This is a genomic window from Bacillus safensis, from assembly GCF_039619585.1.
Taxonomy (GTDB): Bacteria; Bacillota; Bacilli; order Bacillales; family Bacillaceae; genus Bacillus; species Bacillus safensis.
In genome coordinates, this window is sequence record NZ_CP154909.1 from 845,931 (window position 1) to 867,297 (window position 21,367).

Below are 21,367 nucleotides of genomic sequence, written 5' to 3' on the forward strand. Positions count from 1 at the left end.
TTATTTATGCCATATTCGCTTTGCTTCTATATGATCTGGACTAAAATATTTCAGGGTATATACATCTGGATTGCTTAGTTTCTCCCACTCTTCGAATCCAATTGTTGAATCGGCGTGTTTAAGAAGCAGGCTCATGATATTGCCATGTGTGACGAATAGGGTATGATCTGTTTCTAATTTTATTTGTTCGTGGAGTGCTTCTACAATACGATTCATAGCTTCTTGGCTCGATTCTCCGCCTTCACAGGTCATATGTAAGTCTGTAAAACTGAGCTTTAGTTTCTCATACCAATCGTCTATTGGTTTGCTGCTTAATACACGTTCAGAGAGGCGCTGATCGATTTTTATCTCGAGCTGTTTTGCATGAGCAAGAGGCTCAGTAGTTTGGATCGCTCGTTTATAAGGACTTGAGATAATTTGATTGAGATGAATGCTGGAAAAAAACTGTGCCAGTTCATGAGATTGAGTGATGCCTTGTGGTGTTAAAGCTGCATCTTTAGATTGTCCATCTGCTTGGCAGTGTCTGACGATATAAAATGTTTTCATTGGATACACCTTTCATTGAGTATAAAAAAATCATCCAGTATTGGATGAGGATTTACGAAGGTCTAGGTAAGCTTGTTCGTATCTGTTTCTTTATAGGGATCTGTGAGCTTGGAGGTCAGGTCTAGATTGAACAAAAAATCATCGACGGTGTCTGTGCCAAAGGGAAGTGTGGAGAAGTCGATTGGGATGCTGTCTTCTTGCTTTTCTGAAGTGATTTGCTGTACAGGCTGCTTTTTTCTCCAGTTCTTAAACAAGCGCATGTGAGGCCCCCTTTTCTTTGAAAAAGATGGATTTATACATAATATACGGGGAGAGTTGTCCAGGCGTCAAATGTTTTCTTCAAAAGGAACGATTCAATTGATAAAACAAGAGCCACAGAAAAGCGCGGCTCTTGTTGTCAGTTTACATTGCATGTTGTAATGCTTGTAGTAATTTACGTTCGCATCTTAAGTTGTATTGCTTCTTATGGAGTTTCTTCGTTTTAAACTTGCCTATGACACGTCGAACATCGGGATGATAAATGATGAGGTCCCTGCAAGTTTGATCATGTAATAGTGCTTGAAACCAGCTATATTTTTTGAGATGTGCTGCGTTCCTCGAGATATCCTCTTCATCCACTTGTAGAAAAGGGATATACATAGTAAGTGAAAAGATGTCTAAAATGAATCCCATTTTGCTTCCTCCTTTCATATGATTCATTACGCTTAGGAGAAGGCAAGGTTTCATTCAATAAACGTTAAAAACAATCCCAGTGCATAAACCATTCTTTTGATTCTTTGTCATAATAGAAATACATCGTGCCGTTATCACCAATCATGAAACGAGGTTTTTCTTCTGAGGCGATTTGCAGCATGAATTCGCCTTGTTGTTGATGGGGCGGGGATTGAATATACGCCCCATATCCACCGATTTTTGTGAACGAATAATTTGTGTATTGATTAAAGAAGTGGTTTGTCGCTTCTTCACTTTCGTTTACTTCTGATAAATCGACGTATGACCATGCTTCTTCCCAGCAAGGAAAGTCCCTTTGCTCACTTTCGTTCCATTGGATTTGAAAGGCTTTGAGCCCTCTCACTTCTTCAGGAGTTTCAGCTACTTCTAAACCTTCGATTGATGCATATTCAATGAGCTTCCAGCCTTCACCGTTTTTGGTGATATCAATCGGAAGTGTTTTCTGATTAAGAAAAATTTGAATCAGCTTACATTCATTGAAGCCGTTCATTCCTCCTGGCACTTCTGGTAAATAAATTTGTAAAATCGGAATCATGGCCCCATCTTGATCTGTCGGCCAGCCTTGGTTAGGATCGATGAAAAAATGGCCGGCAAACCAGCTGTGTATAGCTGGATCAGGACGGAAGCCGCCAATTTTGGCGATGGCTGGCGTTTTCCCGATTAGATTTAATTCTTGAAAAGCTTTGATTTCCATGGGTTATTCCTCCAGCCTTTAGCCTGCAATGTGTGCATCATGAAATGTGCCATTTATATTTCCTGTGACAATAATGACATGACCCCAAAATAAATCACCGTCATGATAGTAGACTTCAAACTCTCCCTCAGGGTAAACATGCAGGCTTTCAAGTGAAATGCGGCTTATAAATTGATTCAGTGTGAGTTCTTCTTGCTTTTCAGCTGATTCGTCTTGTTCCTGCCAATCCTTTGCTAGATCTATCAGCTGATTCGCGGCAAATGATTTAATAGAAGAATCCCATTTGGCTTGCTCTTGCATAAGTTGGTTTGCTGTTCGAAGAGAGTCATTTATTTTTTCATCTTCTTCGAGGTTGAAGTAGAGAAGGCACTCTTCATTGCTCCATTGGATCGTCTTTTCAAATAAGTCTAGTCCTTTTACTAACTCAAAGGTGCCAAGTGTATCATCATGATAATACACAGGCTTTTGGGCTTCTTCTAAAATTTCTTGAAGCGCTTGATCCTGTGTATCTGTATTGATTAAAGATACAAGCATGAATTCACCTTCGCCTTTTCGAACCTGAAGTGTAACGATTGATTCTTTATGTAATTGTGCCTGTTTTTCCCTTAATCCCTCGTCATCTGTTAGCCAGCAAAGTCTTACATTTTCGGTTATGATATGACCGTTTTCTTTCCAAGCAATCAGTGGAATAGAAGCGGTCCAAAGAGGTGCCTGGCCTGCTTTTCCTGCCCCTACGCCAGAAGGTCCTGTAACAGCAATGATAGTGACTACATCTTCTGAAAATCTCTCTTCAAAAGTGTTGATTTGTTTGTTAATCTTCATGTGATGTCCTCCAGCCTGATTTTTTTGTCATGAACATATAAGTGTTGTGATCAAGTTCTACCTCTTTATCACACCGCACATCAGTAGGGGAAATCAAGCTTTTTTTGTTTAAAACTGTTTTTTTAGGGAGGTACATGGATTAATGAAGGTTGAGTCACAATAAAAGAAGCAAGGATCGAATTTTGTATAAATTTGGGTAAATGAGTCGAAAAGCCTAGGTTATTCTTCCTTTTCTTTATAATTACTTTGACACGAATAGATGAAAAAAGTAAAGTAATACTGAGTGATTTACAAAACCTTCTTCATCCACTAAAACATGAAGTGTGCGTAAATTTAATGTAAATGGATATTTTTCCTTTTATTTACTCGTATTTTTTTTGAAACTTATGATGCTTCTCATTCGTTATATTAAAGGAGCGCATGTATCCGGCGGAGACAGAGCATCGGCATGCTTGGCGAAGAAGATTTACATTTGCAAAATGAATGTAAATTTTTTATGATTTCATTTATATCAGAACGATGATAAGAAAGAAGAGGTTTTATGAAAAAAATATTTGCAAACAAATATAGCTTTTTTGTTTTGGCTGTCCTTTTATTCTGGGCTAAATCGTACACAGCCTACAAAATGGACTTTAATTTAGGAGTAAAAGGTTCTTTTCAAGAGGGGCTTCTCTTATTGAATCCATTTAGTTCAGCCATCGTGTTTTTTGGACTTGCTCTCTTTTTGAAGGGGCGTAAATCTGCCATTGTTTTAATTGTTATTGATTTTATTATGACCGCACTTTTATATGCAAATGTAGCGTATTACCGTTTCTTTGATGACTTTTTGACTTTCTCAACAATGAAGCAGGCAGGAAATCTTGGGGGAGGCATGACTGGCGGTGTGCTAGCAAGCATTAAGCCGCATGACCTTTTATACTTCCTTGATATTATCATTTTGATTGCGATTGTCATTTGGAGACCAGAAGTGAAGAAGTTCCAAATGAAAAAGACGTTTGCACTGCTGATTGTAGCTGCAGGTATTGGACTGTTCTTTGTAAACCTTCATTTGGCTGAAAAGGATCGGCCAGAATTATTAACGAGAACCTTTGATCATAAGTATGTTGTCAAATACTTAGGTGTTTATAACTATACGATTTATGATGGGGTACAAGCAGCACAAAACGCAACACAGGTAGCCAATGCAAGCAGTGAAGATTTAACGGATGTTGTGAACTATACGTCTTCTCACTATGCGAAGCCAAATGCAGAGTATTTTGGTAAAGCAAAAGGCAAAAACATTATTAAAATTCATTTAGAAAGCTTCCAGTCTTTCTTAATTGACTACAAATTAAATGGAGAAGAAGTGACTCCATTCTTAAACAAACTGGCTCATGGGAAAGACGACTTTACGTATTTCGATAACTTCTTCCATCAGACAGGTCAAGGGAAGACATCAGATGCTGAGCTGATGATGGATAATAGTATGTTTGGCTTGCCAGAGGGAGCAGCATTTGTGACAAAGGGTGAAAATACCTTCCAATCACTACCTGCCATCCTAGATCAAAAAGCAGGCTATACGAGTGCAGTACTTCACGGGGACTATAAATCTTTCTGGAACCGTGACACGATTTATAAACATATGGGAATTGATCAATTCTTTGATGCTTCCTATTACAACATGGATGAAGAAAACCTTGTGAATATGGGTCTGAAGGATAAACCGTTTTTCAAAGAATCAATTCCAATGCTAGAATCAATGAAAAAGCCATTTTATGCACATTTAATGACACTGACAAATCACTATCCATTTAATTTAGATGAAAAAGATGCGACAATCGCTAAGGCAACAACTGGCGATAAAACAGTCGATAACTATTTCCAAACAGCAAGATATTTAGATGAGTCATTAGAGCAATTCTTCAAAGACTTGAAAAAATCAGGTATGTATAAAGACTCAGTCATTTTATTATATGGTGACCATAACGGTATTTCTGAGAACCATAACCGTGCAATGAGTGAAATTCAAGGGAAAGAAATCACTCCTTATCAAAATGCACAAAACCAGCGTGTTCCGCTCATGATTCGTATTCCTGGTAAGAAGGGCGGCGTGAACCATACGTATGGTGGTGAAGTCGACGTTATGCCAACACTTCTTCACTTACAAGGTATCGATTCAAATGAATTCGTGAATTTTGGAACAGACTTATTCTCTAAAAAGCATGATGAGACTGTTGCCTTCCGTAATGGAAACTATGTGACACCGAAATATACACTTGTCGATAATACCGTTTATGATACGAAAACGGGTAAAGTGGTGAAACAAAATAAAAAGACAGAGGCGATTAAAGCCCGTGTTGATAATCAGTTAAGTCTTTCAGATAAAGTGCTCTATAGGGATCTTCTTCGATTCCATAAGTTATCTGATTTCAAACCAGTGAATCCATCGGATTATTTCTATGGTAAAGCAAACAAAGAAAAAGAAGCGGATTCTTCTGCTAACTAACTGAGTTTTGGGCAAGCACAGAAAGGTGCTTGCCTTTTTCTCTCTCTTCGCTTGATTTGTTGGCAAAATATGTTTATATTTAGGGAGAAACAAGCGTGACGCCGGCTGGCAACTGGTGACACACATTTCGTCCTTGGGGAATTCAGGAGGAGCTTATGACAACAAATACAAAAACACAAAAAAAGAAATCAGAATTATGGGGCTGGATCAAAGCCATCTTAATCGCATTTATTGCTGTTTTTATCATTCGGAACTTTTTATTCGCGCCATACATTGTCAAAGGATCTTCCATGTATCCGACATTGCATGATACAGAGCGGGTGTTTGTGAATAAAACGGTTGATTATTTCGGTGATTATAAACGAGGACAGATCATTGTTCTTGATGGGGAAGACCGCAGCACTCATTATGTCAAACGATTGATTGGTTTACCTGGTGATAAAATTGAAATGAAAAATGATCAGCTATATGTTAATGGAAAAAAAGTGGCGGAGCCTTACTTAGCGTCAAACAAAAAGAAAGCAGCTGCAGATGGCACTTTGCTGACACCTGATTTTGGCCCTCTGACTGTTCCAAAAGGAAAGTACTTTGTCATGGGGGACAATCGCCAAAATTCAATGGACAGCCGCAACGGCTTAGGTCTTTTTACAAAGCGTGATATTCAAGGAACTACCTCATTTGTATTTTATCCTTTCCAAGACATTCGATTACTCAATCATTAATAAACAATAAAAAAGCACACAGCCGTGTGCTTTTTTCTATGTCATTCAGACTGACTTTTTGTAATCGCCTGTTCAAGATCTGCAAGAATATCTTCAATCGCTTCTGTTCCAACAGATAAACGAATGAGCTCTGGTGTGACACCTGTCGCTTTTTGTTCTGCTTCGCTTAATTGCTGATGCGTTGTGCTGGCAGGGTGAATAATGAGGGATTTAGAATCGCCCACGTTTGCGAGATGGGAGAAAAGCTGCACAGAATCAATGAGCCTTTTACCTGCTTCGCGTCCACCTTTAATACCGAATGTGAGGATTGCACCTTGTCCTTTTGGTAAATAGGTTTGAGCAAGCTCATATGATTCGTGACTTTCAAGACCTGGATAGCTTACCCAATCGACAAGAGGGTGATCCTGTAAGAATTGTGCTGTTTTCAAGGCATTTTCACTATGCCGCTCAAGACGAAGATGTAATGTTTCTAAGCCCTGCAGAAGTAAAAATGAGTTGAATGGCGACAGAGCTGCCCCTAAATCACGTAATAGCTGTACTCGTGCTTTTGTGATATAAGCCGCTTCTCCAATCGCTTCTGTATATGTCAGACCGTGATAGCTTGGATCTGGTTCAGTCAGTCCTTTGAACTTATCGCTGTCAGCCCAAGGGAATCGGCCGCTATCAACGATGACACCGCCAATTGATGTACCGTGACCGCCAATAAATTTCGTCGCTGAGTGGACGACAATGTCTGCACCAAACTCGATAGGTCTTAATAAATAAGGGCTGGCGAGCGTATTGTCCACAATAAGCGGGATATGATGCTTGTGTGCAATGGCTGAGATGGCTTCAATATGTAAAATGTCGCCTTTTGGATTTCCAATGCTCTCTGCATACACTGCCTTTGTTTTGTCTGTGATCGCCGCTTCGAGTTCTTCAAGGTTGGATGAATCTACGAATTTTACTGTAATTCCAAGTTTTTTGAGTGTATGGGCAAATAAATTGTAGGTGCCGCCATAAAGACTGCTTGAGGAAACGATTTCATCTCCGGCTCCTGCAATGTTTAAAATAGAATAAGTCGTCGCTGCTTGTCCAGAAGAAACAGCAAGTGCACCAATTCCACCTTCAAGCTCAGCGATACGCTTTTCAAATACGTCATTTGTAGGGTTCATAATACGTGAATAAATATTTCCCGGTTCCTGAAGACCAAATAAATTCGCTGCATGCTCACTGTCTCTAAAACCAAATGAGCTCGTTTGGTAAATAGGCACGGCTCTTGAATAGGTCGCTGAATCAAGCTCCTGACCTGCGTGAATGGCTTTTGTTTCTAAACGAAATGGACGTTCTTCTGACATGTGTGTATCCTCCTTTTGTTAGATAAAACCAACTGTTTTGATAAGAAATATTTAATAAGACTATAAATCTTGTTCCCTGCTCGGTCAATCATTTTTTAGATAAATCTGAAAAAACAATAAATATAGTTGACAGGTAGGAATAGTGTGTATTAACATGAGCATACTGAAAACACGAACAAGAATGGCTGATCGGTCAACCGAAGGCTCTATCACTCAAGCATGAGTGAAGAGCCTTTTTTTATTTGAATGAGAAAGGATGAAGAAGATGGAAAAAAAGAAAAAACGAAAAAAATACAGAAAACATATGGATCTGACACTCGATATCTTGATTGAGCGGAACAAATATGAGATTTACAGTAACAAGGAACGAATAGAAGCGATTTACGATCGGATTGATGAAAAGCATACAAGGACAAAATAACCATTTTATAAATTTGAGTTGATTTATGGGATTAATATGATTTAGGATGGTGCTAACAAATCAATATGATTAGCTGATCGGACAACGCGAAGGCTCTTATCTCTTTTTTGGGATAAGGGCCTTTCTGTGTATTTATCTGATCGTAAGAGGAGTGGAGGTTTCAATGACGATTTCAATTGATATTGTGGATAAATCCTTTTGGAAAGACAAACAGACCATTCGGGTACTTGAAGACTTAAGATTGAGCATTATTCCCGGTGAATTTGTAACAGTGATAGGTCCGAGCGGATGTGGGAAAAGTACATTGCTAAAAATCATAAGCGGCCTCGACACAGCGTATGATGGGCAAATTTTGATAGGAGGCAGACGGATCACAGAACCAGGAATGAAACAGGGCTTTATCTTTCAGGAACACCGCCTGTTTCCATGGCTGACGGTTGAAGAAAACATAGCGGCCAATTTCAATTTAAAACAACAGGATGTACGCCGCAAAGTGGATGAATTGATTGAAATTGTTCGATTAAAAGGATTTGAACATGCTTATCCACTTGAGCTTTCAGGAGGAATGTCACAACGGGTTGCCATTGCGAGAGCACTCCTTCGTGATCCGGAGATCTTGTTACTGGATGAACCATTTGGTGCACTGGATGCATTCACACGAAAACACTTGCAGGATGTGCTGCTGGACATTTGGCAGGAGAAAAAAACAACGATGATGCTCGTAACTCATGATATTGATGAATCGATTTATTTAGGAAATGAAATTGTGCTAATGCAAGCGAGACCTGGCCGAATCCATAAGATTCTTCCTGTGAACCTGCTTTTTCCGCGTGATAGAACGTCAACCGCTTTTCAAAGCTTAAGACAAAAGGTGCTTTCAGAATTTGAGAAAACAGATGAATTGTTACTAACCGATGGATTAGGGATTTAGGGAGGGGAAATCGCATGAAAAAGAAACAAATGATCGTTATTTTTTTGAGTCTGCTGCTTGTTTTAGCAGGGTGTGATCAAGCAGCAGACGGCTCGGAAAACAAGGTGAAAGAAATTAGGATTGGGATTCAGCAAAGTTTGAGCCCGCTGCTTTTAGCAAAGGAAAAGGGGTGGTTTGAACAATCATTTGAAAAAGAAGGAGTGAAGGTAAAGTGGGTGGAGTTTCAAAGTGGACCTCCCCAATTTGAAGGACTTGCTGCAAATCAATTAGATTTCACGCAAGTTGGAAACTCACCTGTTATAGCAGGTCAGGCAGCTGGTATTGATTTTAAGGAAATTGGTTTATCTCAGGATGGGCTGAAAGCGAACGGTATTTTAGTGAATAAGAACAGTGAGATTCAAAAAGTAGAAGACTTAAAAGGGAAAAAAATTGCTGTCGCTAAAGGGAGCAGCGGCTTTGACTTTTTATACAAAGTATTAGATCAGGCAGGTTTATCTGCGAAGGATGTTCAGATCATTCAGCTTCAGCCAGATGAAGCGATATCAGCATTTGAAAAGGGGTCCGTTGATGCTTGGTCGATCTGGGAGCCGTTCTTATCACTTGAAACGATAAAGAAAGGAGCAAAGCTGCTGGTGAATGGGGAAGCGACCGATTTATATTCTCCAGGTTTCACACTTGTTCGAACTCAGTTTGCTGATCAGCATCCTGAACTAGTGGTGAAATTCTTAAAGGTATATGACCATGCAGTGAAGTGGCAAAAAGCACATCCAGAAGAGGCTGTTACTCTATATGCGCGTTTAAAAAATTTAGATAAGAAGGTCGTCACACAAGTATTAAACAATACGGAACCACTCAATAAGCCCATTTCGAAGAAGATCATCAATGCTCAGCAGCATACCGCTGATTTTCAATACAAAACAAAGGCGATCCAGCGGAAAATTGATGTTAATCAGGTTGTAGATAATTCGTTTATTGAAAAAATGCTGAAAGAGGAGATGGATGAATGAAAGCTGTATCGAATCCGGCTTTAGCATCTAAAATCGAGCGGGCAAAGAAAAAAAGGAGAAAAGCTTCTTCTTTATATAAGTTAAAGGGACTGGTATTACCTGTTCTACTTATTGCGGTTTGGCAGATCATAGCTGGTTCTCAAATTGTTTCTTCCACTGTACTTCCAGCGCCTGTCTTGATTGCAGAATCTTTTCGAGATTTATTTCGTTCCGGTGAACTGTTTGGCCATCTATACATCAGCCTTTATCGAGCGATATGTGGATTTTTACTTGGGGGAGGTTTAGGTCTTTTGCTGGGCGTATGCGCAGGGTTTTCTAAAAAAACAGAGCAGTATGTAGATCCGACCTTGCAAATGCTAAGAACCGTTCCACATTTAGCGGTCACTCCTTTATTCATCCTCTGGTTTGGTTTTGATGAAACAGCGAAAATTTTATTGATTGCACTTGGGGCTTTTTTTCCGATTTATATTAATACGTTTCTAGGTATTCGCAGTGTAGATAATAAGCTGTTTGATGTGGCTCGCGCCTTAGAGTTTAATGTGTATCAAAGCATCACAAAGCTGATTTTACCGGCTGCTCTTCCTCATATTCTTCTGGGCGTGAGACTGTCATTAGGAATTGCTTGGCTTGGTTTAGTGGTAGCTGAGTTGATGGGTTCAAGCAGCGGCGTCGGCTATATGATTATGGATGCAAGGCAATTCTCTCAAACGGATAAAGTGTTTGTAGGAATTATCATCTTTGCAGTAGTAGGTAAGCTGACAGATTCATTTGTACGTCTGTTAGAAAAGCGTCTGCTCAAGTGGCGCACTAGTTATCAAGGTGAATAATAACAGGGGGCGATGTCATGAATATTTTATGGTTTATTCCAACGCATGGAGACGGCCGTTATTTAGGATCAGCGAAAGGGGCAAGACAGGCAGACTATCCATATTTTAAACAAATTGCTCAAGCAGCTGATCAGCTTGGTTATACAGGGGTCTTGCTGCCTACTGGGAGATCCTGTGAAGATCCATGGCTGACGGCAGCTGCTTTAGCTGCGGAAACCACTCATTTAAAGTTTCTCGTGGCTCTTAGACCAGGGCTGATGCAGCCGTCTGTTGCTGCTAGAATGACGTCTACATTAGATCGTCTTTCAGGCGGGAGACTGCTGATTAATGTGGTAGCAGGGGGAAGTAAAGAGGAGCTTGAAGGAGATGGGCTGTTCATTTCTCATGATGAACGCTATGAGGCAACAGAAGAGTTTTTGACGATTTGGAAGCGGTTATTGAAAGGAGAAAATGTACAATTTCATGGCAAACATCTACAAGCAGAAAATGGCCGGCTGTTATTCCCACCAGCTCAAACCCCCCATCCACCAGTCTTTTTTGGCGGATCATCAGCAGCAGGAATTCAAGCAGCCGCCAAGCATACAGATGTTTATTTAACTTGGGGCGAACCGCCTGCACAAGTGAAAGAGAAAATTACACAAGTGAAGAAGCAGGCTGAAAAGGAAGGAAGAACGGTGAAGTTTGGCATTCGTCTTCATGTGATTGTGAGAGATACCGAAGAGGAGGCATGGCAGGCAGCGGAACATCTGATTCGTCATTTAGATCAAAAAACCATTGATGAAGCGCAAAAAGTGTTACAGGGGATGGACTCAGTAGGTCAAAGACGAATGGTGGAATTGCACCAAGGGAGGAAAGACAAACTTGAAATCAGCCCAAATCTTTGGGCAGGCATTGGTTTAGTACGCGGCGGTGCAGGAACAGCACTCGTCGGAGATCCGCAAACAGTAGCAGATCGTATCATAGAATACCAGTCTCTAGGCATTGATACATTTATATTTTCTGGATACCCGCACCTAGAAGAAGCTTATTATTTAGCAGAGCTTGTTTTCCCGCTCCTTTCATTTAAGAGATCTGGGGATACAGGACTCTCTGTGCCAGCCGGTGAAATCATTGGGAACAATCATTTTCCAGATGCAGCCTCTGCTGCTAGTTCCTCATAAATTTGAAAAAGCAAAGCAGTCTGCCATGGCTGCTTTGCTTTTTTTCATAGAATAGGCGAGTCATTTGTTGTGTAGTGCTGAACAAGGTAAGGGCTTTTTTCCCAATCGATTTTCTTGTATATACATATTTTTAGAGTCAAGAGAAGAAGGAAAATGTGCTCACTCTTTTATCGGAATGATCAGTAAATATTTCATAATTGGCATTATTGCGACATATAATCAGGACTTTTATATCTGATATATCGGGGGAATTCTTTCTATCTCACAAAAAGGAAAGAATAAATATGATAGATGATAAATATGGACTATTTGAAAAAAAGAAGAAAAAAGATGGTGAAAATGACATTAAATGGGTCTTGTGGTTCTTATGGGGTGTCAAAATCTAGTAAATAAGAGAGGGTTTAAACAGATGGAAGTGAATAATTGAATAAAAAGTCACATTTTAATCAAATATATGTTCGGTCAAAAATGGGATGTTCTGTAGATGTTTGGCGTGTGACGCCTATGATACGATCATCATAAGCTGGGAGGTGAAAAGTATGACTTATGCAGCGCCGCAAGTTGACTATTCCACTATGGAACCTGCTATTATGGACCAAGCTTGGTTCTTAGTATTTGTTGCTGTCCTTCTTGGATTGGGAGCAACAGTTGTTCTAGGAGCAGCAGTTTGGTGTATCGCAAACGGCAAGGGCAGCTTTACAGGAGCCGTTCAGTGGGAAAGTGGCTTAAAAGTCCAAATTGAATGTAAGTAGCTATACTTAGGATTCATCTTTTTGCTTCTTAGATAAGACACCAGGGCTAAACCGTCTGTGGCGGGCGGTTTAGCCTGATCTGTTTTTAAAGAATATGCAGACACTTGGAGGTTATATGTTTACGATCGAGAATTTAACCAAGACGTATAAAAATAACGTGACTGCTGTCAATGATTTTCATTTAAAGATCGACCCTCATCAAATCGTTGCTGTTGCTGGACCGAATGGTTCGGGTAAAACAACGATGATTAACTGTATACTCGGCATTATTAAGCATACAGAAGGAAGGGTTCACTTGCAGGACGTCACAAATGATGAACCATCCTTTAAAAAACAAGTAGCCTATGTTCCAGATGACCTGCTGCTCCCTGAAGCATTGACTGGTGCTGAATATTTAGATTTTGTTTCTTCTATGTATGAATGTAAAACAATTCACAGAAGAAATCAACTAATTGAACTGTTTGATATGGACTCGGCTTTATCAAGACCGATCGAAACCTATTCACATGGGATGAAAAAAAAGACACAGCTGATTGCTGCATTTATGCTTGATAGTCAATTGGTGATCATGGATGAGCCCTTTAGAGGACTTGATATTGAAGCGGTTATAAACACAAAGAAACTGATGAAGCGGTATGCCGAGCACCATGGTGCGATCTTGCTTTCAACGCATGACATGCTTTCAGCGGAAGAGCTGTGCCACAAAATCGCCATTATTTCTAAAGGAAATAAAATGGATGAAGGAACGGTCTCAGCCTTAAAGGAGAAGTATCAATCAAGCACATTGGAACAGGTGTTTCTGAAAGCTTCAATGTTAAGTGATAGGGGTGCACATTTTGATGAAATCATTAATCATTTCTAAAATGATGCTTAAAATGTGGCAGCAGGAGATGTATAAGCTCTTTGATACTCAAACGAAGCGGATCATTGTGGTCTTATTCTTTTTGTTTGCCGTCACAATGGGAGCCATTATCGGATACAGCTTTACAGGTGTCTTTATGAAGGCTTTCTTAAATGGAGATGAACGTTCACTTGGATTACTCGTCGTGTCAATGGCGATCAATGCTTCTATATTTACAAGCTTGTTATTCGTTTTGATCAAGGTCAGAACACCTGAACAAGACCGGTTTTCTATGCAGCTCAGCTGGTTCCCGCTCTCTACCTTTCAGAAAAGTTTTGGATACTTCATTCCGATGGTGACAGTGGTGGCAGGGCTTGTTTTATTTTTTATCGGCATTCTGCTTTTACCTAATTTTATTGCCCAGGGAATTGGTATTTTTTTTATCTTCACTTTCTTTTTGATGGTGCTTTTGCAGTCGCTTTTTGTCTTAATGCTGCTCCAGTTTATTTACAATATCACTTATTTACTCGTTTTGAAATTAAAATTACCGTTGCAAAAATTTGCAGCGATATTTGTTTTATTGGCACTGGTCGTGGCGTATGGATTGACGCATTTTGATATTAGTCAAATTCAGCAATCATATATTCAGTTTGATTATCATTTGATGTATTTGACAGCTCCGTTTTTCCTAGCGGCACAAGGAATGCCTCCTGAAGGGGTAAATTATGCCATTTTGATTCTGTTCATCCTCTTATCGGCAGGCGGGGCATTTCTTTCTCTTGCGATGATGCCGATTATGGCAGAGAAAAAAGCGCTAACCTTTTTACACAAGCTGCCGTTCTCTTCTTCAAAGAAGTGGTCGCTTATTGTGAAGGAAATGAAGTCACAGGTGCGAAATGAAGAAAACATTTTAAACTTTCTTATTCTCCTCATTGTGATCTTATTCGTCCGTTATCAGTTTGGATTCCGCTTTGAAGAAGAAGCATTTTTTGTTCTATGCGCTCTTGCTGGTTTAACAGCCTTCAATTCGTTTGGCAATGATAAACGAATGCTGGGCATGTATAAAACATTTGGTCTGAGATCTTGGGAAGTGGCTTTATATAAATTTATCGGCCTTCTGCTCGTAGGTGTACTGCAAATTGTTTTATTCATGCTGACAACGCTGACGCTTCCTGATCAGATTTGGCACGCATTGATTGGTGCTGCTGTCTTATGCAATGCCACTGCGCTCTTTTATGTGGTAGGTATCTTACTTCCTCTAGATCGAAACAATCCCTACACAGGCATTTTTTCATTTGGAGCGCTTATTTTACTCATGATTCCGATTGTTTTTATTGGGAACTATGTCATAGGGGCGTCTAGTCAAGCGCTTCAGTGGCTGCTTATGGCTGCATTTGAGGGTCTGCTCATCTTTGCCATATACAAAGGTTTTTCATGGAGGTATTCACATGATTCAACTTCTTAACAATAAGCTAAAGATTGAGCGGGTACCGGCACTAGCGCCGTATGTGACCTTACAAAAGAGGCATCTCACGGATACGCAGTATGGAAGCACACTCCCGATCAATGAAAGTGCCTATCATATGTTAACGAAAGTGGACGGTAAAAGAACTGAAGCGAGTATTACCGCAGAGCTCGCCGATTTGTTTCAGGTCGATGAGTCGGTGATTGCTCGTGACTTTTATCAGCTGATGATGGGATTGAATCAGCATCACTTGCTGTCTATTCATTATCATTCACCATATCGGATTGTGACAGCCTGCTGTCAATTTTTCAAGCAGTATCAAGTCAAAATGAAGGAACGATTTGATTGTACTGGTCACTCGTTCCTTCACATTTTTGGGACGGCTTTGCTCATGGTGACACGTAAAATCATCTTTTTCTGGATGCTTTTCATGGTCATGGCAGGGATCGCTTTTTTATTCATTCCTGATCCGTCGATTGCAGCCATTGCGATTTATTTTACGATTATTTATTTCGGGTTAATTACCGGAACCGCCTTACATGAGGCGGCACATGGCTATGCGCATCGAAAATTTGCAGGGCGGGATGGGCCTCAAGGCTTTTTTGCGAGTGACATGATGTCAGTGAAGTTTGTAAGGCCCGTATTAGATCCATTTCAGAAAAAGCAGGTATGGATTACGCTGCTTGGTCCGCTTGTTCCCGGTGTGATTGGCGCAGCAGGCATCATTGTGACCATTTTATTTCTAAAAGAAAACCCGGTTTCGACAGCTTTTTTCATTTTTTCAATCACGTATTTTATTCAATTACTCTATCTTCTTCCGTTTATGGGGGATGGTAAGTCCATTATGAAGCAGCTATTGCTTGGGGGAATGGGAGGACAACGATCATGAACGTACAGGCGATGAAACAAGGCGCGATAGTTGGTAGTTTTCTCGGATTCTTAGGCTTTCCGATGCTGACAATCGGCGTACTGTTCTATCATTTATTTCAATCAAAAACGAATGATGCTTTATTATTTAACAGTCTCGCTTTTGAAATGGAAGGCTCGTCCGCATTTACTTTTCAGATCAAGCCTAACTTTTTTATTTATATGATGGTGATTTTTGCTGTGAGTTTTCTCATTGTGGCATTCCTATCAGCCATGAAACAGAAAAAAGCAAAAGGTTAGGAGAATTCTCCTAACCTTTTTTTAGTATAATAGGAAATAAAAAACACCAAAGGGGATCACAATGTTTAAAAAATGGAGCATTCTTTTATTCACAGTTTTTCTATTAGCAGGATGCGGCGAGAAGGCCGAAGAAACCACGACAACCGAGAAGACGGTTTCGACCATAAAAACAGAGCCTGCCACTAAAAACCAAGTAACCATCGAACAAATGAAACTCTCAAAAAAAGAAAAAAACTTACTAGAAGCAGCAACGGCTAATGAAAAGGTGGCTCTGACACTGAAAGGATTAACGAAGAAGAATAAGAGTATTACGTTTATCGGGAGTCATTACAAAAATGGACGATTAGTGAATAAGGAAGCATCATCTGCTACCTTTTCTTTACACCAGGATGGAACCGACCAAACGGTGAATGTACTTCTTCAATTACATCATGAGAAAGATACATATGAATCACAATTTAGTATTTGGTCAAATAAAAAGAATGATGGGATGACGAAAGCGACATCAAGCTTCCCGTTCAAAGTAAGTGACTATGTATTTTCTGCACAATCTGAAACTGTCAAAGTTGCTTCCGGAGGAAAGGCACTGATTGCGTATACAGCGGCGATGGGGAAAGACGGGGGTTCAACAATATTTGAAGAGATTGAGGAGAATCCAAAGCAAGCACTGAAGAATAAGTCACATGCATACTTATTTTATATCCAGCTAGATAAATAACTATTGTAATATATACGGAGAATATGAAGTTTTTTGACGAAAAATTTTCATATTCTCTTGACGAATTGTTAAGAAAGTTGTAACATAATAAAAGTCAACGCGATGACGTTGCTTTTAAAAGATTGATGCGGGTGTAGTTTAGTGGTAAAACCTCAGCCTTCCAAGCTGATGTCGTGAGTTCGATTCTCATCACCCGCTCCAATACATAATTTTGTTTATAACGCAGTATTTCGTTTCTTAGATAAACGAAGTGTTGCGTTTTTTATTATGTCAGTATAATGTGAAAAAGCACTGTCAGGCTACAGTGCTTTTTCAATGAGTTCATATTTGCTTTCTCCGCCATGTATTTGTACAAACATCTTCGTCAAGGATTGAATAAGAGCTTCACTCTTTTCCCGGGAAATAGATGGCGGGAAAAGGATGATTTGAAGAATGTTCTTTGTGTCTTGAGAAATTTGTGCTTTACTTGTTTGAGAAAATAATCCATTCAATCCTGCGCTGTCCTGCCATTCGATGTCACCAGCCTCATGTTTTGCCAGTGAAAGCGGTCCTTTGATGCGATCGGCATCTAATGTCAGGATAGGTAAGAAATATTTTAGTGAGAAAAATATCGACAAATCCTGTACGGAATTGGTCGAGTCAATAAATTGTTCCTTTTGGATGTTAGAAAGAAGTGGAAGGAAAGGAACGTCTTTTAAAAGATCCGTCCATTCTTTGATGGCTGGTACTTCTTCTAAGACTTTATCTTCGTATTCAAAAAATAAAGATTCTTGAAACAAGCGTAAGCGGCCTTTTAACATTTGAGGTGATGTACCCACTTCAATATGTGAATATTCAATCTGCCCAACATGGATAGACGGGTTTTGAGGATGAGAAATTTCCATATGTATCTTCACAGTGACTCACTCCAATCGGTCATGATACACTCGTATTATACTGAAAACAACAGAAGAAACAAAGAAAGGAGGTTTGCAAGGTGATTCATGTTGGAGAATTAAAAGAAGAATTGATTCAATATGCGAAAGAAATTGGTGTCGATAAAATTCGATTTGCAAGTGCCGATACATTTGATTCATTAAAGGACCGCCTCATCTTACATGAATCGTTAGGGTATTTGTCAGGTTTTGAAGAGCCTGATATTGAAAAAAGGACAAACCCTTCTTTGCTGCTTCCGAAGGCCAAATCAATTGTTGCGATAGCGCTCGCGTATCCTTCCAAAATGAAAGATGCTCCTCGAAGTACAAAGGATGCGAGACGGGGGATTTTTTGCCGGGCTTCATGGGGAACAGATTATCATGTTGTGCTGAAAAAAAAGCTTGATATGCTCGAAGAATTTCTGCGAAGCAAACATGTCGATATACGGACAAAATCAATGGTGGATACAGGAGAATTATCTGATCGTGCTGTAGCAGAACGTGCTGGCATTGGTTTTAGTGCAAAGAACTGTATGATTATCACGCCAGAGTTTGGATCTTATGTGTATTTGGCTGAAATGATCACAAATGTTCCGTTTGAACCTGATGAGAAAATTGAAGACCAGTGCGGAACTTGTAATAAATGTGTGGATTCGTGTCCAACGGGTGCGCTTGTGAATCCAGGGCAGCTGAATTCTCAGCGGTGCATTTCATTTTTAACGCAGACAAAAGGGTTTTTACCTGATGAGTTTCGTTCGAAAATAGGGAATCGATTGTACGGGTGTGATACGTGTCAAACTGTCTGCCCAATCAATAAAGGAAAAGACTTTCATCTGCATCCTGAAATGGAGCCAGACCCTGAAATTGCGAAGCCGCTGTTAAAGCCGCTTCTGACGATCAGCAATCGTGAATTTAAGGAAAAGTACGGTCATGTTTCAGGTTCATGGCGGGGGAAAAAGCCCATTCAGCGGAATGCAATTTTGGCACTCGCTCATTTTAAAGATGCATCTGCTTTACCAGTGTTAATTGAGTTGATGCACAAGGACCCAAGACCGGTCATTCGAGGAACGGCTGCCTGGGCAATTGGCAAAATTGGCGACGATCAGCAGCTTCCAGAGCTGGAAAAAGCCCTTGAACGGGAAAGTGATGAAGAAGCGAAAGAGGAGATTGTGAAAGGAATTGAGCTTTTACAGACACCTTTAAATACTAAATAACATCCCTGTGAACATAGAATGAACCAAACAAAGATTTTAAAAAATGTTTGGTGGTGTCTGTGTGAAACAATTATTAGAGAAAACTTTAGAAGACAGGCTGGCGTATTTAATCAATGACCGTGCAATCAAACAGCCGCAGCTTATGTCTGATGTGGAAGCAGTAGAGCGGAAAAAAGAGCTTTTTGCTAGAAGACAGGTTGAGATTGTGAAGGCGAAAGCAAAAACAAAACTTCTCGATTCAGCCATTCAAGATGATGGGGCTCAGCATGTGCAGTACCTTGCTCATCTCACATATGTATGCAAGGATGTAGACGATTCTTTTTATTTAGAGGAACAGGTGGAAAAAAGAGAAGCGTTTCTTTATAACAACATGCTTGTTAAAGATCGGATGATGTTAGAAGAGCGGCAAAGCGAAGAGCATATGGATGAGCGCTTTCAGACCGAAGAACAATTTGGGAGAGCCTTTCATTATGACCGGCGGGCTGCCGTGAAGTATGCGGAGACATATTGGAATAAACGGAATCCAGCCTATAAAAACTTTGAAGATAACTGTACAAATTTTATTTCACAATGTTTGAAAGCAGGGAATGCGCCAACGAGAGGGTATCCGAACCGCGGGTCTGGCTGGTGGGTGCGTCCGCATACGTGGAGCTATAGCTGGACGGTGGCTCATTCGATGAAAAATTATTTAGCGAATTCAAAAGCGGGTTTGAGAGCAAAGAAACTCAAAGAAGCCCACGAGCTTCAAATTGGTGATGTCATTTGCTACGATTTTGAAGGTGATGGAAGGTATAATCATACAACCATTGTCGTTGATCATGACAAAGGCGGAATGCCTCTTGTGAATGCACAGACGTATGACTCCCGCATGCGTTATTGGTCATACGAGGATTCGACTGCCTATACACCTGCTATTCGATATATGTTTTTTCACATTTTGGACGATGCCGCGAAGGATAGTTAGTGGTATAATGTTGAGCGGAAATGAAAATTAGAGGTGAACTTTTTTGGGACTTCATGTCGTTTTATATCAACCAGAGATTCCAGCTAATACTGGAAATATTGCGCGTACATGTGCAGCAACAAATACAACCCTTCATCTGATTCGTCCGCTTGGTTTTTCGACAGATGACAAAATGCTGAAGCGTGCAGGACTCGATTATTGGAAATATGCCAATGTGGTCTATCATGATTCACTTGATGAATTATTTGAGGCACATCCGAAGGGGCAATTTTTCTATATCACAAAATTTGGCCAAAAGCCGCATACAACATTTGATTACTCTCAGCTGGATGAAGACTATTTCTTTGTGTTTGGAAGAGAGACAAGTGGATTGCCAAAAGATTTGATTGAACAAAATATGGACCGTTGTCTTCGTTTACCGATGACAGAGCATGTTCGTTCTTTGAATCTGTCGAATACGGCAGCCATTCTTGTATATGAGGCACTTCGCCAGCAGCAATATCGCGATCTCATATAAGATCATGATTAAAAGCCGAGATACTGATCTCGGCTTTTTTATGTGAGTTAAGAAACAGGAAGATGAAAAATATGACTTAATTATACTTTTTTTGACATGTTAAAAAATAGGTAGTATGATAGATTGTGATCACGTTTTCAAAAAATGATGAATCCATTAGGAGGAATAATGAGATGAAAAAGCTACTGATCACTAGTGCCATTAGCTCAGCAATTTTAATGGGGACGCTTCCAGTCAGTATTCCAGGACTCTCTCAGACGCAGGAGATAGAAGCAGCGCAGTTATCAAAAGGGATTGGCGGGCGTACTTATATCAATAGTAACGGATCCATATTGGTCACAAAAATTCAACTCCCTTCCACAATGAGTGTGTCAAATGGTACAGCTTATATTTATTCTGGATTCACAGGTTCAAAGGAAGCGGATATTGGTCTTCAATACAGTTCAACCTATAATGTGTGGAAACCTACGATGAAAGTAGGAGCAAATAATCAAGAGACATATATCGAAGGAAAAGATGACTTCACGTATACAAAGGGATTTAAACCTGGAAGTACTGTTCAAATGACGATTTATAAAAATTTGAATGGGCATACAAGAGCGACGTTCTGGGGCACAAATAATGTTGGTTATACCGGCCGCATTATTACAGAAATTCAAAACTCAAACATTGGCTCTGTGACCAAGTGGAAACTACTGTCGACGGTAGCAGTAACTGACGATATTTATCGAAAAGACATTCGGGCGAATTTCTCTACTCGTTTTACTGACATCACATTGGATAATCGTGCCGTTACACCTGTGGTCGATACGCAAGACTTTACGAAGGTGCAGGTGTCAGGGAATACAGTGAATATGCAAGTGCTGAAAACAACGAACTAAATGAAAAAGGATGTTCCGCAAATGGAACATCCTTTTTTTCATTTACCAGGCTTGCCTTCGTAGCCAGCAGTGAAAATGGATACTAAAAACGTAATGATGACGCCCATCATAATGACCGTTCTCATATAAGCTCCCCCTTATCCCTTTGTTCCGTTCGCTGCCTGTTTCATATGATGTGAAGTTCACCTTGAAAAGCAGGAGAAGAAAATCATTTTTCTCCTATTTTTCCTTTATTATGAAGGGTCTTGCG

General features: G+C 40.0%; 24 protein-coding genes and 1 tRNA gene. 18 read left to right on the forward strand and 7 right to left on the reverse strand.

What is annotated here, in order from left to right:
* From AAYR28_RS04275 to AAYR28_RS04295, 5 genes are all read right to left on the reverse strand, one after another.
* Positions 1-546, reverse strand: coding sequence for a histidine phosphatase family protein (locus AAYR28_RS04275; RefSeq protein WP_025093285.1), 546 nt, complete (start codon positions 544-546; stop codon positions 1-3).
* 62 nt (positions 547-608) lie between these two features.
* Positions 609-806 (reverse strand): hypothetical protein, encoded by a 198-nt coding sequence (locus AAYR28_RS04280; RefSeq protein ID WP_034624048.1) that lies wholly within the window; start codon positions 804-806, stop codon positions 609-611.
* A gap of 142 nt (positions 807-948) precedes the next feature.
* Positions 949-1,218 (reverse strand): hypothetical protein, encoded by a 270-nt coding sequence (locus tag AAYR28_RS04285; protein WP_034624047.1) that lies wholly within the window; start codon positions 1,216-1,218, stop codon positions 949-951.
* Positions 1,219-1,282: 64 nt separating this feature from the next.
* A complete protein-coding gene (locus tag AAYR28_RS04290) occupies positions 1,283-1,972 on the reverse strand; it encodes a DUF1963 domain-containing protein (RefSeq protein ID WP_034624046.1) in 690 nt (229 codons plus the stop codon).
* An 18-nt stretch (positions 1,973-1,990) separates the two neighbouring features.
* Positions 1,991-2,794, reverse strand: coding sequence for a DUF2262 domain-containing protein (locus AAYR28_RS04295; RefSeq protein WP_034624045.1), 804 nt, complete (start codon positions 2,792-2,794; stop codon positions 1,991-1,993).
* Positions 2,795-3,335: 541 nt separating this feature from the next.
* Between AAYR28_RS04295 and AAYR28_RS04300 the strand changes: the two genes are divergently transcribed.
* Together AAYR28_RS04300 and lepB are read left to right on the forward strand one after the other, a co-directional pair.
* Positions 3,336-5,279 (forward strand): LTA synthase family protein, encoded by a 1,944-nt coding sequence (locus tag AAYR28_RS04300; RefSeq protein WP_024427404.1) that lies wholly within the window; start codon positions 3,336-3,338, stop codon positions 5,277-5,279.
* Positions 5,280-5,434: 155 nt separating this feature from the next.
* Positions 5,435-6,001 carry a signal peptidase I gene (gene lepB / locus AAYR28_RS04305; protein ID WP_024425343.1) on the forward strand — a complete coding sequence of 189 codons (567 nt, stop codon included), beginning with the start codon at positions 5,435-5,437 and terminating at the stop codon, positions 5,999-6,001.
* A gap of 41 nt (positions 6,002-6,042) precedes the next feature.
* Here lepB and AAYR28_RS04310 read toward each other — a convergent pair whose 3' ends face one another.
* Complete coding sequence (locus tag AAYR28_RS04310) at positions 6,043-7,338, reverse strand: homocysteine synthase (RefSeq protein WP_034624044.1); 1,296 nt, start codon at positions 7,336-7,338, stop codon at positions 6,043-6,045.
* A gap of 265 nt (positions 7,339-7,603) precedes the next feature.
* On the opposite strand from AAYR28_RS04310, the gene AAYR28_RS04315 reads away from it, so the two are divergent.
* The 12 genes from AAYR28_RS04315 to AAYR28_RS04370 all read left to right on the forward strand — a co-directional run bounded on the left by AAYR28_RS04315 (position 7,604) and on the right by AAYR28_RS04370 (position 16,828).
* A complete protein-coding gene (locus AAYR28_RS04315; RefSeq protein WP_029707817.1) occupies positions 7,604-7,759 on the forward strand; it encodes an FbpB family small basic protein in 156 nt (51 codons plus the stop codon).
* Positions 7,760-7,922: 163 nt separating this feature from the next.
* A complete protein-coding gene (locus AAYR28_RS04320; RefSeq protein ID WP_120207538.1) occupies positions 7,923-8,690 on the forward strand; it encodes an ABC transporter ATP-binding protein in 768 nt (255 codons plus the stop codon).
* A 29-nt stretch (positions 8,691-8,719) separates the two neighbouring features.
* Complete coding sequence (locus AAYR28_RS04325; RefSeq protein WP_375153288.1) at positions 8,720-9,697, forward strand: aliphatic sulfonate ABC transporter substrate-binding protein; 978 nt, start codon at positions 8,720-8,722, stop codon at positions 9,695-9,697.
* Positions 9,694-10,524 carry an ABC transporter permease gene (locus AAYR28_RS04330; RefSeq protein ID WP_061109584.1) on the forward strand — a complete coding sequence of 277 codons (831 nt, stop codon included), beginning with the start codon at positions 9,694-9,696 and terminating at the stop codon, positions 10,522-10,524. The genes AAYR28_RS04325 and AAYR28_RS04330 overlap by 4 nt, the downstream gene beginning before the upstream one ends.
* Before the next feature lie 17 nt (positions 10,525-10,541).
* The gene (gene ssuD / locus AAYR28_RS04335) at positions 10,542-11,684 is read left to right on the forward strand and encodes an FMNH2-dependent alkanesulfonate monooxygenase (protein WP_120207534.1); all 1,143 of its coding nucleotides are present in this window, start codon (positions 10,542-10,544) and stop codon (positions 11,682-11,684) included.
* A gap of 539 nt (positions 11,685-12,223) precedes the next feature.
* Positions 12,224-12,436, forward strand: coding sequence for a hypothetical protein (locus AAYR28_RS04340; protein ID WP_012009371.1), 213 nt, complete (start codon positions 12,224-12,226; stop codon positions 12,434-12,436).
* Positions 12,437-12,551: 115 nt separating this feature from the next.
* Complete coding sequence (locus AAYR28_RS04345) at positions 12,552-13,298, forward strand: ABC transporter ATP-binding protein (protein WP_024427412.1); 747 nt, start codon at positions 12,552-12,554, stop codon at positions 13,296-13,298.
* Entirely contained in the window at positions 13,276-14,742 is a 1,467-nt protein-coding gene (locus AAYR28_RS04350) for a hypothetical protein (protein ID WP_065214161.1), read from the forward strand. Before AAYR28_RS04345 ends, AAYR28_RS04350 begins: the two co-directional genes overlap by 23 nt.
* Positions 14,726-15,631, forward strand: a complete 906-nt coding sequence (locus AAYR28_RS04355; RefSeq protein WP_025093297.1) for a PqqD family protein — start codon at positions 14,726-14,728, stop codon at positions 15,629-15,631. Before AAYR28_RS04350 ends, AAYR28_RS04355 begins: the two co-directional genes overlap by 17 nt.
* A complete protein-coding gene (locus AAYR28_RS04360; protein WP_024425332.1) occupies positions 15,628-15,909 on the forward strand; it encodes a hypothetical protein in 282 nt (93 codons plus the stop codon). The genes AAYR28_RS04355 and AAYR28_RS04360 overlap by 4 nt, the downstream gene beginning before the upstream one ends.
* Positions 15,910-15,970: 61 nt before the next feature.
* Positions 15,971-16,627 carry a hypothetical protein gene (locus tag AAYR28_RS04365; RefSeq protein ID WP_120207532.1) on the forward strand — a complete coding sequence of 219 codons (657 nt, stop codon included), beginning with the start codon at positions 15,971-15,973 and terminating at the stop codon, positions 16,625-16,627.
* 127 nt (positions 16,628-16,754) lie between these two features.
* Positions 16,755-16,828 (forward strand) — tRNA-Gly (locus AAYR28_RS04370).
* Between the two features lie 98 nt (positions 16,829-16,926).
* On the opposite strand, the gene AAYR28_RS04375 is transcribed toward AAYR28_RS04370, so the two are convergent.
* Complete coding sequence (locus AAYR28_RS04375) at positions 16,927-17,523, reverse strand: hypothetical protein (protein WP_241770685.1); 597 nt, start codon at positions 17,521-17,523, stop codon at positions 16,927-16,929.
* 83 nt (positions 17,524-17,606) lie between these two features.
* Between AAYR28_RS04375 and queG the strand changes: the two genes are divergently transcribed.
* From queG to AAYR28_RS04395, 4 genes are all read left to right on the forward strand, one after another.
* A complete protein-coding gene (gene queG, locus AAYR28_RS04380; protein ID WP_075623684.1) occupies positions 17,607-18,755 on the forward strand; it encodes a tRNA epoxyqueuosine(34) reductase QueG in 1,149 nt (382 codons plus the stop codon).
* 61 nt (positions 18,756-18,816) lie between these two features.
* Positions 18,817-19,719, forward strand: a complete 903-nt coding sequence (locus AAYR28_RS04385; protein WP_046310336.1) for an amidase domain-containing protein — start codon at positions 18,817-18,819, stop codon at positions 19,717-19,719.
* A gap of 43 nt (positions 19,720-19,762) precedes the next feature.
* Positions 19,763-20,236, forward strand: coding sequence for a tRNA (uridine(34)/cytosine(34)/5-carboxymethylaminomethyluridine(34)-2'-O)-methyltransferase TrmL (gene trmL, locus AAYR28_RS04390; protein WP_034282301.1), 474 nt, complete (start codon positions 19,763-19,765; stop codon positions 20,234-20,236).
* Positions 20,237-20,409: 173 nt separating this feature from the next.
* A complete protein-coding gene (locus AAYR28_RS04395) occupies positions 20,410-21,117 on the forward strand; it encodes a YrpD family protein (RefSeq protein WP_034282300.1) in 708 nt (235 codons plus the stop codon).
* The last annotated feature ends 250 nt before the right edge of the window (positions 21,118-21,367 follow it).

Bases quoted from the DNA above. Each gene is read 5' to 3' on its own strand.
- AAYR28_RS04275 (WP_025093285.1), bottom strand. From the start codon at position 546: ATGAAAACATTTTATATCGTCAGACACTGCCAAGCAGATGGACAATCT.
- AAYR28_RS04280 (WP_034624048.1), bottom strand. From the start codon at position 806: ATGCGCTTGTTTAAGAACTGGAGAAAAAAGCAGCCTGTACAGCAAATC.
- AAYR28_RS04285 (WP_034624047.1), bottom strand. From the start codon at position 1,218: ATGGGATTCATTTTAGACATCTTTTCACTTACTATGTATATCCCTTTT.
- AAYR28_RS04290 (WP_034624046.1), bottom strand. From the start codon at position 1,972: ATGGAAATCAAAGCTTTTCAAGAATTAAATCTAATCGGGAAAACGCCA.
- AAYR28_RS04295 (WP_034624045.1), bottom strand. From the start codon at position 2,794: ATGAAGATTAACAAACAAATCAACACTTTTGAAGAGAGATTTTCAGAA.
- AAYR28_RS04300 (WP_024427404.1), top strand. From the start codon at position 3,336: ATGAAAAAAATATTTGCAAACAAATATAGCTTTTTTGTTTTGGCTGTC.
- lepB (WP_024425343.1), top strand. From the start codon at position 5,435: ATGACAACAAATACAAAAACACAAAAAAAGAAATCAGAATTATGGGGC.
- AAYR28_RS04310 (WP_034624044.1), bottom strand. From the start codon at position 7,338: ATGTCAGAAGAACGTCCATTTCGTTTAGAAACAAAAGCCATTCACGCA.
- AAYR28_RS04315 (WP_029707817.1), top strand. From the start codon at position 7,604: ATGGAAAAAAAGAAAAAACGAAAAAAATACAGAAAACATATGGATCTG.
- AAYR28_RS04320 (WP_120207538.1), top strand. From the start codon at position 7,923: ATGACGATTTCAATTGATATTGTGGATAAATCCTTTTGGAAAGACAAA.
- AAYR28_RS04325 (WP_375153288.1), top strand. From the start codon at position 8,720: ATGATCGTTATTTTTTTGAGTCTGCTGCTTGTTTTAGCAGGGTGTGAT.
- AAYR28_RS04330 (WP_061109584.1), top strand. From the start codon at position 9,694: ATGAAAGCTGTATCGAATCCGGCTTTAGCATCTAAAATCGAGCGGGCA.
- ssuD (WP_120207534.1), top strand. From the start codon at position 10,542: ATGAATATTTTATGGTTTATTCCAACGCATGGAGACGGCCGTTATTTA.
- AAYR28_RS04340 (WP_012009371.1), top strand. From the start codon at position 12,224: ATGACTTATGCAGCGCCGCAAGTTGACTATTCCACTATGGAACCTGCT.
- AAYR28_RS04345 (WP_024427412.1), top strand. From the start codon at position 12,552: ATGTTTACGATCGAGAATTTAACCAAGACGTATAAAAATAACGTGACT.
- AAYR28_RS04350 (WP_065214161.1), top strand. From the start codon at position 13,276: ATGAAATCATTAATCATTTCTAAAATGATGCTTAAAATGTGGCAGCAG.
- AAYR28_RS04355 (WP_025093297.1), top strand. From the start codon at position 14,726: ATGATTCAACTTCTTAACAATAAGCTAAAGATTGAGCGGGTACCGGCA.
- AAYR28_RS04360 (WP_024425332.1), top strand. From the start codon at position 15,628: ATGAACGTACAGGCGATGAAACAAGGCGCGATAGTTGGTAGTTTTCTC.
- AAYR28_RS04365 (WP_120207532.1), top strand. From the start codon at position 15,971: ATGTTTAAAAAATGGAGCATTCTTTTATTCACAGTTTTTCTATTAGCA.
- AAYR28_RS04395 (WP_034282300.1), top strand. From the start codon at position 20,410: ATGAAAAAGCTACTGATCACTAGTGCCATTAGCTCAGCAATTTTAATG.